The organism is Streptomyces sp. NBC_01635 (genome assembly GCF_045209715.1).
GTDB lineage: Bacteria > Actinomycetota > Actinomycetes > Streptomycetales > Streptomycetaceae > Streptomyces > Streptomyces hirsutus.
The window spans coordinates 4,279,386-4,289,267 of record NZ_CP109277.1; the positions used below are offsets into that span (position 1 = coordinate 4,279,386).

At 69.6% G+C, this 9,882-nt stretch carries 12 protein-coding genes; 7 read left to right on the forward strand and 5 right to left on the reverse strand.

Annotated features, from left to right (window positions below):
- Positions 1 to 18 precede the first annotated feature (18 nt).
- The 3 genes from OHB56_RS19895 (at position 19) to OHB56_RS19905 (ending at position 4,386) form a co-directional block, all read left to right on the forward strand.
- The gene (locus OHB56_RS19895) at positions 19 to 753 is read left to right on the forward strand and encodes a response regulator transcription factor (RefSeq protein WP_326753497.1); all 735 of its coding nucleotides are present in this window, start codon (positions 19 to 21) and stop codon (positions 751 to 753) included.
- Positions 750 to 2,210, forward strand: a complete 1,461-nt coding sequence (locus OHB56_RS19900; RefSeq protein ID WP_326753498.1) for a HAMP domain-containing sensor histidine kinase — start codon at positions 750 to 752, stop codon at positions 2,208 to 2,210. Before OHB56_RS19895 ends, OHB56_RS19900 begins: the two co-directional genes overlap by 4 nt.
- 94 nt (positions 2,211 to 2,304) lie before the next feature.
- On the forward strand, positions 2,305 to 4,386 hold the full coding sequence (locus OHB56_RS19905) for a pectinesterase family protein (RefSeq protein ID WP_406354767.1): 2,082 nt from the start codon (positions 2,305 to 2,307) through the stop codon (positions 4,384 to 4,386).
- Between the two features lie 45 nt (positions 4,387 to 4,431).
- Here the strand turns inward: OHB56_RS19905 and OHB56_RS19910 are convergent, their stop codons facing one another.
- A complete protein-coding gene (locus tag OHB56_RS19910) occupies positions 4,432 to 4,644 on the reverse strand; it encodes a DUF397 domain-containing protein (protein ID WP_406354769.1) in 213 nt (70 codons plus the stop codon).
- The gene (locus OHB56_RS19915) at positions 4,641 to 5,468 is read right to left on the reverse strand and encodes a helix-turn-helix domain-containing protein (protein ID WP_406354770.1); all 828 of its coding nucleotides are present in this window, start codon (positions 5,466 to 5,468) and stop codon (positions 4,641 to 4,643) included. The genes OHB56_RS19910 and OHB56_RS19915 overlap by 4 nt, the downstream gene beginning before the upstream one ends.
- Positions 5,469 to 5,742: 274 nt before the next feature.
- Between OHB56_RS19915 and OHB56_RS19920 the strand changes: the two genes are divergently transcribed.
- The 4 genes from OHB56_RS19920 to OHB56_RS19935 all read left to right on the forward strand — a co-directional run bounded on the left by OHB56_RS19920 (position 5,743) and on the right by OHB56_RS19935 (position 6,925).
- A complete protein-coding gene (locus tag OHB56_RS19920) occupies positions 5,743 to 6,036 on the forward strand; it encodes a hypothetical protein (protein WP_406354771.1) in 294 nt (97 codons plus the stop codon).
- Between the two features lie 95 nt (positions 6,037 to 6,131).
- A complete protein-coding gene (locus OHB56_RS19925; RefSeq protein ID WP_326753503.1) occupies positions 6,132 to 6,458 on the forward strand; it encodes a DUF6247 family protein in 327 nt (108 codons plus the stop codon).
- Positions 6,455 to 6,694, forward strand: coding sequence for a hypothetical protein (locus OHB56_RS19930; protein ID WP_326753504.1), 240 nt, complete (start codon positions 6,455 to 6,457; stop codon positions 6,692 to 6,694). The genes OHB56_RS19925 and OHB56_RS19930 overlap by 4 nt, the downstream gene beginning before the upstream one ends.
- A gap of 30 nt (positions 6,695 to 6,724) precedes the next feature.
- On the forward strand, positions 6,725 to 6,925 hold the full coding sequence (locus OHB56_RS19935) for a DUF1737 domain-containing protein (RefSeq protein ID WP_406354773.1): 201 nt from the start codon (positions 6,725 to 6,727) through the stop codon (positions 6,923 to 6,925).
- 132 nt (positions 6,926 to 7,057) lie between these two features.
- Here the strand turns inward: OHB56_RS19935 and OHB56_RS19940 are convergent, their stop codons facing one another.
- The 3 genes from OHB56_RS19940 to OHB56_RS19950 all read right to left on the reverse strand — a co-directional run bounded on the left by OHB56_RS19940 (position 7,058) and on the right by OHB56_RS19950 (position 9,763).
- Complete coding sequence (locus tag OHB56_RS19940) at positions 7,058 to 7,363, reverse strand: helix-turn-helix transcriptional regulator (protein ID WP_326753506.1); 306 nt, start codon at positions 7,361 to 7,363, stop codon at positions 7,058 to 7,060.
- The gene (locus OHB56_RS19945; protein WP_406354775.1) at positions 7,360 to 7,758 is read right to left on the reverse strand and encodes a type II toxin-antitoxin system RelE/ParE family toxin; all 399 of its coding nucleotides are present in this window, start codon (positions 7,756 to 7,758) and stop codon (positions 7,360 to 7,362) included. Before OHB56_RS19945 ends, OHB56_RS19940 begins: the two co-directional genes overlap by 4 nt.
- A gap of 124 nt (positions 7,759 to 7,882) precedes the next feature.
- Positions 7,883 to 9,763, reverse strand: a complete 1,881-nt coding sequence (locus OHB56_RS19950) for a bifunctional metallophosphatase/5'-nucleotidase (RefSeq protein WP_406354777.1) — start codon at positions 9,761 to 9,763, stop codon at positions 7,883 to 7,885.
- Between the last annotated feature and the right edge of the window lie 119 nt (positions 9,764 to 9,882).

The following is a 9,882-nucleotide window of genomic DNA, read 5'->3' on the forward strand; positions in this document are numbered from 1 at the left end:
GACAGAGGAACCCGAGCCATGAGCCCCGCAGAAGGCGACCGTGACCCCCAGCGCATCCTGATCGTCGACGACGAGCCGGCGGTGCGCGAAGCGCTTCAGCGCAGCCTCGCCTTCGAGGGATACGGCACCGAGGTCGCCGTCGACGGCGCGGACGCCCTGGAGAAGGCGGCGGCGTACCGGCCCGACCTGGTCGTCCTCGACATCCAGATGCCCCGGATGGACGGCCTGACCGCCGCCCGCCGCATCCGGGCCACCGGCGACACCACGCCCATCCTGATGCTGACCGCCCGGGACACGGTCGGCGACCGGGTGACGGGACTGGACGCCGGGGCGGACGACTACCTGGTCAAGCCGTTCGAGCTGGACGAGCTGTTCGCCCGTATCCGCGCGCTGCTGCGCCGCAGCTCGTACGCGGCCGCCGTGGCCGGTGCCGCCGAGCACAGCGACGTCCTCACCTTCGCCGACCTGCGCATGGACCTGTCGACCCGCGAGGTGACCCGGGGCACGCGCCAGGTGGAGCTGACCCGTACGGAGTTCACGCTGCTGGAGATGTTCATGGCGCACCCGCGCCAGGTCCTCACCCGGGAGCAGATCCTGAAGGCGGTCTGGGGCTTCGACTTCGAGCCGTCGTCGAACTCCCTCGACGTGTACGTCATGTACCTGCGCCGCAAGACCGAGGCGGGTGGCGAGCCGCGCCTGGTGCACACGGTGCGGGGCGTCGGCTACGCCCTGCGGCAGGGCGGCACGGAGTGAACAGGCTGGTCCGCAGGTTCCGCTCGCTCCCGATCCGGGCGCGGCTGTCGCTGCTGGTGGCGGCGGCGGTGGCGTTCGCGGTGGCGGCGGTGTCGGTGACCTGCTGGTTCATCGTGCAGGGGAAGCTGTACGCGGAGCTCGACGACGACCTGCGGTCCTCGGTCGTCGAGCTGGACGAGAACCAGCTCGCCAGAATCGTCGACACCTGCGGCCGGACGCCTTCGCAGACGGACGCCTTCGGCCCGCAGAGCGGAAGTTACGGCCAGTTGGTGAGCACGGACGGCACCGTGTGCCTGCTGCCCTTCGCCTCGGCCGCGGTCAAGGTCACCGGCGGCGACAAGGACATGGCGAAGGACCCGGACCCCCGCTCCGCGCACTTCCGCAACAGCGTCGACAGCGACGGCCACCAGGTGCGCGTGCTGACCACCGCGGTCACCGTCAAGGTGCCCCTGGGCCGGGGCGTGGCCAACGGCTACGCCTATGTCGCCGCCGTTCCCCTCGACAGCACCCGGTCGACGCTGGGCGACCTCGCCCTGATCCTGCTCCTCGTCTCCGGCGTCGGAGTACTGGGAGCGGCCGCCGCCGGCCTCGCGGTCGCCCGTGCGGGCCTGCGCCCCGTCGACGAACTCACCGAGGCCGTGGAACACGTGGCCCGTACGGAGGATCTGGGCATCCGCATCCCCGTCGAGGACGACGCCGAGGACGAGGTCGCCCGCCTCTCCCGCTCCTTCAACTCCATGACGTCCGCCCTGGCCAGCTCCCGCGACCTGCAACAGCAGCTCATCGCGGACGCCGGCCACGAGCTGCGCACCCCGCTCACCTCCCTGCGGACCAACATCGAACTCCTCACCCGCAGCGAGGAGACCGGCCGCCCGATCCCTCCCGACGACCGCAAGGCCCTCCTCGCCTCGGTGACGGCGCAGATGACCGAACTGGCGTCGCTCATCGGCGACCTGCAGGAACTGTCCCGCCCGGACACCGGCCAGCACGCCGACCGGGCGCAGATCGTCGCCTGGCAGGACGTCGTGGAGTCGGCGCTGCGCCGCGCCCGGCTGCGCGGCCCGGAACTGACCATCACGGCGGACGTCCGGCCGTGGTACGTCCGCGCGGAGCCCTCCGCGCTGGAGCGGGCCATGGTCAACGTCCTGGACAACGCGGTGAAGTTCAGCCCGGAGGGCGGCACCGTCGAGGTCCGCCTCGCCGACGGCGTCCTCACCGTCCGCGACCACGGCCCCGGCATCGCCGCCGACGAACTCCCCCACGTCTTCAACCGCTTCTGGCGCTCCCCCACCGCCCGCGCACTCCCCGGCTCGGGCCTCGGCCTGTCCATCGTGGCCCGCACGGTCCAACAGGCGGGCGGCACGGTCACCCTGACCCGCGCGGAGAACGGCGCCGGGGGCACGACGGTCACGATCCGCCTCCCGGGGGCGCCGACCCCGCCGCCCGAGGTGCCGTAACCGGAGGTTCCGTAACCGGAGGAGGAGCGGCAACTTTTCGGTACCGGGCGGCAACCGACCGGCGACTCATCCCCCACACGGATCGGATCGCCGTATGAGTGAGAACCCTCGCAGCGTCCGGCACCGCAGCGGTACCGGGGCACGGGCGGCCACCCTCCCGCTGGCCCTGGCCACCGCGGCCGCCGCCCTGGCCTACGGAGCCGCCCCGGGCGCGGCCGCCCCCGCCCCCGCTCCCGTCCCCGTCGCGGCTGCCGCTGCCCCCGCCTGGGCCACCGCCACCGCCGACGGCTTCGCCTCCGTCGACGCGCTGGGCCAGAACGGCACGTACGGCGGCCGGGACGGTGCGATCGTCACCGTCCGGACCCAGGCCGAGCTGGAGCGGTACGCGACCGCCGCCGAGCCGTACGTGATCGTCGTGGCCGGGACGATCACGATGAACCCGGTGGGCAAGGAGATCAAGGTCGCCTCCGACAAGACGATCGTGGGCTCGGGCACGTCCGGGCACATCGTCGGCGGCGGCTTCTTCCTCGGCCAGGGCGTGCACAACGTGATCATCCGCAACCTGACGATCCGGGACGCCTACCAGGGCATCTGGAACGACAAGGACCACGACTTCGACGCCGTGCAGATGGACGGCGCGCACCACGTCTGGATCGACCACAACGACCTGCGGAACATGGCGGACGGCCTGATCGACGTCCGCAAGGACAGCACGTACGTGACGGTCTCCTGGAACGAGATGAGTCACAACAACAAGACGTTCGGCATCGGCTGGACCGAGAACGTGCTGACCGACATCACGATCCACCACAACTGGATCCGCGAGACGGAACAGCGCAACCCGTCCACGGACAACTGCGCGCACGCGCACCTCTACAACAACTTCCTGGAGGACACCCCCGGCACGGACATCACCTCCTCCTACGGCACCTACTCACGCGGCGGCACGCGCATGGTGCTGGAGAACAGTTACTTCCAGGGCTTCAAGAACCCGGTCATCAAGGACGCGACGGCGACCGTGGTGCAGCGGGGCAACGTCTTCTCGGGGACGTCGGGCCGCAACGAGAGCGGGGGCACGGCGTTCGACCCGAGGGCGTACTACGCGTACACGCCGGACGCGGCGGCGAACGTCCCGTCGCTCCTCAAGTCGGGTACCGGCCCTCGCGGTTCCATCGGTACGACGGCCGCCGCGGGAGCCGCCACCCGGGCGGCCGCCGCGACGACCCTCACGGTCGCCAAGGACGGCACCGGCCAATACACCACGGTCCAGGCCGCGGTGAACGCCGTACCCGCGAACAACCCGTCCCGCGTGCTGATCTCCGTCAAGCCGGGCACGTACCGGGAGACGGTCCAGGTCCCGTCGAACAAGCCGCACATCACGGTGCAGGGCACCGGCGGCAGCCGCAAGGACACCGTGATCGTCTTCAACAACGCGGCGGGCACCCCGAAACCGGACGGTTCGGGGACCTACGGCACCTCGGGCAGCGCGACGGTCGCCGTGCAGGCCGACGACTTCCAGGCCCGCAACCTGACGATCGCCAACGACTTCGACGAGCGGGCCAACCAGTCCCTCGCCGGACACCAGGCCGTGGCCCTGCGCACCGCCGCCGACAAGGTCCTCCTGGACGGTGTCATCGTCGAGGGCGACCAGGACACCCTGCTCCTCGACACGGCCGCCAAGGAGCGCCTCGGCAGGGTGAAGGTCACCAACTCCTACGTCGTCGGCAACGTCGACTTCATCTTCGGCCGGGCGACGGCGCTGATCGACCGTTCCGTCATCACGCTGAAGAAGCGCTGGGACGGCAGTTCCGCGGGCTACGTCACCGCCCCGAGCACGGCCGCCGGCCGCAACGGCATCCTGATCGCCAACTCCACGGTGAACGGCGACGTCTCGGACCGCACCTTCCACCTCGGACGCCCCTGGCACGCGGGCGGCGACGCCTCCCTCGACCCGCAGGCCACGGTCCGCGACACCTACCTCAGCGCCGCCGTCCGCACCGCGCCCTGGACCGACATGAGCGGCTTCTCCTGGAAGGACGACCGCTTCGCCGAATACCGGAACACGGGCCCCGGCGCCGGCTCCGCCTCCACCGACCGCCCCCACCTGACCGACGCCCAGGCGACGGCCCAGGCCGTCAACACCTGGCTCGGCGACTGGACCCCCACGGCGTCCTGACCTGCTCGTCCGGGGCCTGGAGACGACGTGCCGGGCCCCGGCACCTCACCGAAGACTCGATTCGTCCCTGATCCCCGTCAGGAACAGCTCCCACGCAGCCGAGCCGAAGACGAGCACCCCGCCGTCCCGCACCTTGCTGTCGCGGACCGGGGCGATGCCGGCGCAGCCGTCGGCGACCTCGACGCAGTTGTTGGCTCCCCCGTCGCTGTGACTCGACTTGCGCCAGGCGGCGTTGCTGAGGTCAGGGGCCTGCTTCATGGTCTGTGCTCCTCCAGTACGTCCCGGATGAACGTCAGCGAGTCCGACGGGGTCAGCGCCAGATCCCGCAGTCGATCGTAGGACAAACGGTGGTGCAGTACGTCCTCCGGATCATCCATCAGTACACCGCTGCTGCCGCCCTCCGTATAGGCCACGGAGCTTCCGTCCTTCTGCCACAGCAGGGTCAGCGATCCCTTCCCCATGAGGTGATGGATCCCCGCGGAGAACGGCAGTACGTGAATCACGATGCTGGGCCACTGCGCGACCGCTTCGACGTGCCTCAACTGGCCCTCCCACGTCTCCGGGCCGGCTGCGGGCCGACGGAAGGCGAGTTCGTCGATGACGAAGCGGGCACTCGGCGCCGGGCTCTTACCCAGCAGGAGTTGTCGTCCCAGGCGAGCGGCCACCTGCTCCTCAACAGCCTCACGGTCCCGGCCCGTTGCCTCCGGCTCGGACAACACCTCGCGGGCGAAATCCTCGGTCTGCAACAGCCCCGGTACGTTCGGCGTGTACACGTGGATGACGCGTGCTGCCGCTTCCAGCCGCATGTACTCCTTGTACTTGTCCTTGAAGGCGTCGATCCGGGCCAGTTTCCAGAGGCTGACCAGCAGGTCGCCCGACCTGTAGTACCCGTCGAGATCCTCCATGACCGTCACCTTGGACAGTCGCTCGCCCGACTCCAGGCGGCACAGATAGCTCTTGTCGTACCCGGACTCGTCGGCCAGCCGCCCCAGCGACTTGCCCTCCTTCTCCCGCAGGAAACGAAGCGTCCGTCCCAGCACCACGCGTCCCGACTCCGTCTGCGTGTCCACCTGTTCGGCCATGTCGCTCCTGTCCGTGGTCCGGGGTGACGGACAACGCCGGCCCCCTTCCGCAGCGTACGTGCCGTAAGTGACGATCGAGGCACAAGCAGTAATCGCCGTCGGCCGCCATCCGGCCCTGCGGCCCGCACGGACAGGGGGCACTCCCACCATCGAGGACAGTCACCGGGCAGCTGTCGAGTACGCGCCCGTACGAGCGCGATGCGCACACCGCACGCCCTTGTGCGCTCACGCCAGAGGAACGACACCGTCGCCGCCAGAGAATGGACGTCTCCGCATGAGCAACACTCCGCTCCGCCTTCTCCCCTGGACCACTCCCGAAGGCAACCCCTGTTATCTGAGCACCGACAGGGACGACAGCAGGCTCTCCCGGCTCGCCGACGACGTCGAGGCGGACCAGCTGGACTCGGGCGAGCAGGTGCTCGCGGGCGCCAGGGCCGTGCTCGGCGACCCGAAGGCCGGTGAGCGGGCGATGCGCTTCGCCCTCACCAGGGCGACGGAGTCCCTGGAGGACGTGCTCCGTGTCGCGGTCAGCCGGGGAGGACGCGTCAGGGCGGGTGGCGGCGGGTGACACGTCCGACCGGCTCCGTCCGGCGTCTTCCGCGTTCTACCGTGGACCTCCGGCCCTCCCCCTGTCACACCCCGGCCGGAGATGAGGAGCCGACCATGGCCCACGAGGTGGATCCGAACTCCTGCGAAAGAACACCCGAGGCGATCCGGGCGGCCCTGCAACGGCGCCCGGACTGGCTGCGGGCCTTCGAGCAGGAGTGGCTGAGCGCTGCCGCCGACTTCGACCAGCCGGCCCTCGACGCCGCGATCGACAAGTGGTTCCCCTTCGCCTGCGCCTGCGCCACACCCGGGTATCTCGACGCCGTGGAGCAGACCGTCAAGCGCATGACGGAGGACGACACCGAAGGCCTCGTGTTCCGCGACGCGGAGGGCCACGCCTATGACGCGGACGGTCGGTCCGTCGATGCGGGCGGGCGTCGGTGAGCGCCTACCTCATCCGCTACGTGGACCGTGCGGCGGAGCGAAAGGCCGCCCTACCGGACTCCCGGCGGACGTCGCTCGAGAACCTCGAGAAGCTGCTCACCCTCAACCCGTTCGGTCCGCCGGCGCTCAGCAACCGCGACAACAGCTGGTCGGGGGCCTTCCGGGGCGGCTTCGTCACGTACGTCGTGTCCAACCGCCACGTGGTCGTCAACGTCATCGACCTCGTGGCCCTCTGACACCGAGGGCGCGTATGACACGCTGGGATCATGAAAACACCACCGGACGGACTGCCCGCGTACCGCGTACTGACCGGTCCTGATGATGTGGCGTTCTGTCATCGTGTGAGCGAGGCCCTGGCGATGGGGTACCGACTCCACGAAGGGCCGGCGGTCACGTTCAACGGCGACCGGGTGATCGTCGCGCAGGCAGTTGTGTGGCCCGGGGCAGGGAACGCCACTTCGGCGTGACGGGTCCGGGCCGGGCGTGCGGGAGGCCGTGGGCGTCGCTGATGGCGGTCGCCGCCTCCGTGACGTCCCAGTCGATCCCGGTCCCCGCACCGGCAGGCTCGAGCAAGCGCCCCCGCACCGGTTCGCTGCGCCCTACAGCCGTACGGAAAGGTTTCCCACGGTGGCAGTTATCGTCAGCTCGCCACCGATCGCGTTCAGGTATGCGGCCATGGTCGAGGTGTCCAAGTGGGCGGCGCCCCGCTCGATCTGACTCACCCGCCCCTGGGTGACCCCCATCGCTGCGGCGACCTGGACCTGCGTGAAGCCCTGAGCCTTACGGAGAACGGCCAGTTCATGGCCCCGCTCGGCATCGACCAGTTCGGCCTTGGCGGCGTCGATACGCTCGCGCTGCTCGGGAGTGATGTCGGCCGTCAGGTCGGCCATGGTGCCGAGTTTCATCTGTCCTGCCCTTCCTTCTTCTCCTGCTCCAGCGCTTCAAGGTAGGCCGCGTACTTTCCATCCGCTTCCCTGATCGCCCTGGGGTACCAGCTTGCCCACTGCCGTCCGGCAGCCTTGTTACCCGCCACCAGGAAGATTGCCCGGCGTTCGGGATCGAAGACGAACAACATCCGGATGCTCACCGTGCCGCCACTGCGTGGACGCAGCTCCCGCATGTTCCGATAGCGACTCTTCTCGATCGCACCAACCGTCGGACGACGTAACGCCGGACCCACTTCCTGGAGCCGCTCCAGAGCCGCTATCACATGGAGGTGGCTGTCCGAATCTTCTTTGGCAAGCCTCTTGATCCAGTCCAGCACGTCATCAAAGAACCGCAGCTCATAAGGTTCGGCCACATGAATAAATTAGCACGCACTAATATTTTGGCAAGTGGAGTCTGCCGAACCTCGGGCCTCCGGAACCCGGCTTGGTACGCCTCAGGGCCCGGAGGTCGCTTCCGGGCCCTGAGGGTGGGGCGTGCTACTGCACGATCGTGATGCGGTCCGCCGCCGGTGGTGCGAGCGGGTTCGAGGCCGAGGAGTTGGCCGTCAGGTACCGCTCCAGGGCCGTGAGGTCGTCCTCGCCGACCAGGTCGCCCGTGCCCTCGCCGAGGGTGGTGAAGCCGTCGCCGCCGCCCGCGAGGAAGCTGTTCGTGGCCACGCGGTAGGTGGCGGCCTCGTCGATCGGCTCGCCGTTCAGCTCGATGGAGTCCGTGACCACCCGGTCCGCGCCCGTCTTCGTCAGGTCCAGGGTGTAGGTCAGGCCGGAGGAGACCTGGAGGATCTTCATCGAGGCCTGGTTCGGGCCGCTCACCTGCTCCTTGAGGACCTGGATCAGCTGGGCGCCGGTGAAGTCCTGGAGGTTGACCGTGTTGGCGAAGGGCTGGACGGTGAAGCCCTCGGCGTAGGTGACCACGCCGTCGCCCTCGGCGGCGCTCGCCGCGTAGGTGAGGGAGGCGCGGATGCCGCCCGGGTTCATCAGGGCCAGGTCGGTCTCCGGGTCCAGCGTCCTGCCGTACTCCAGCTGGGCGTCGGCGATCAGGTCGCCGAGCGGGGACTCGGTGCCGTCCTTGACGATGTCACCGGAGAGGTGACCGATCGTGCGGTTGCCGATGGGGGCGGCGAGGGTGTTCCACCGGTCGATCAGCCGGGTCATGTCCGGTGCCTTCGGGACGTCCCGCGTCACCACGTGGTTCGCCGACTTCACGGCCGTACGGGCGATGTCACCCGTGCGGCGGTCGTACGTCAGCGTCGTGTCCGTGTAGAGGCGGCCGAAGGACGCGGCCGAGGTGACCATGCGGGGGTTGCCCGCCGGGTCCGGGATCGTGCAGACGTACGCCGCGTGGGTGTGGCCGGTGACCAGCGCGTCCACCTGGGGCGAGACGTTCTTGGCGATGTCCGCGATCGGGCCGGAGACGCCGTCGCCCGCGCCCGGGGAGTCGCAGTCGTAGTTGTACGCGGACGAGGCCGGGAAGCCGCCCTCGTGGACCAGGGCGACGATCGACTTCACGCCCTGGCGCTGGAGCTCCTTGGCGTACTTGTTGATCGTGTCGACCTCGTCCTTGAAGGACAGGCCCTTGACGCCCTCGGCCGAGACGATGTCCGGGGTGGCTTCCAGCGTCACGCCGATGAAGCCGACCTTGACGCCGTTCTGCTTCCACACCCAGTACGGCTTGAGGACGGGCTTCCCGGTCTTCTCGTTCAGGACGTTGGCCGCCAGGTACGGGAAGTCGGCGCCCTTGAACTTCTTGTCCGTGGAGCAGCCGTCGGTGGGGTGGCAGCCGCCGTTCTGCAGCCGGGCCAGTTCCCGCACGCCCTCGTCGAACTCGTGGTTGCCGACGGACGTGACGTCCAGGTCGAGCTTGTTCAGCGCCTCGATGGTGGGCTCGTCGTGGAACAGGCCCGAGATCAGCGGGGACGCGCCGACCATGTCGCCGCCGGCCGCGGTGACGGAGTACCGGTTGCCCTTGCGGGCCTCGCGCAGGTGCGTGGCGAGGTACTCCACACCACCCGCGTCGATGTTCTCCGTCGTCCCGTCCTCGTGGAGGTGGGTGACCCGGCCCGAGGAGCCCGTCGGGGGTTCGAGGTTGCCGTGCAGGTCGTTGAAGGACAGCAACTGCACGTCCTGGTAACGGCCCTTACCACCCTTACCGCCCTTTTCGCCCTTGCCGTCGTCGTGCCCCTTGTGCAGGCCGTGCGACGTGCCGCCCTTGCCCTCACCGGCGCTCGCCGCACCGGCGGGCAGGGTGGCCGCGGTCAGCGCGCCGACGGTGAGCACACCGGCCGCGGTCGCGAGAAGACGGTTCGTACGGCGTCTGCGGCGCTGTACCGACGAGGCCGGCGATGCGGGTGTGGCTGGCATGTGCCCCCCAGAGGGTCTGCGTGGGTCCGGGTGAGTGTGCGTGCGTGCTGCGAGATGCGTCGGGGTCGGTCGGGGCCGGTCCACATGGGTCCGAAGGGGATCCGGGTGAGGCACGCCGA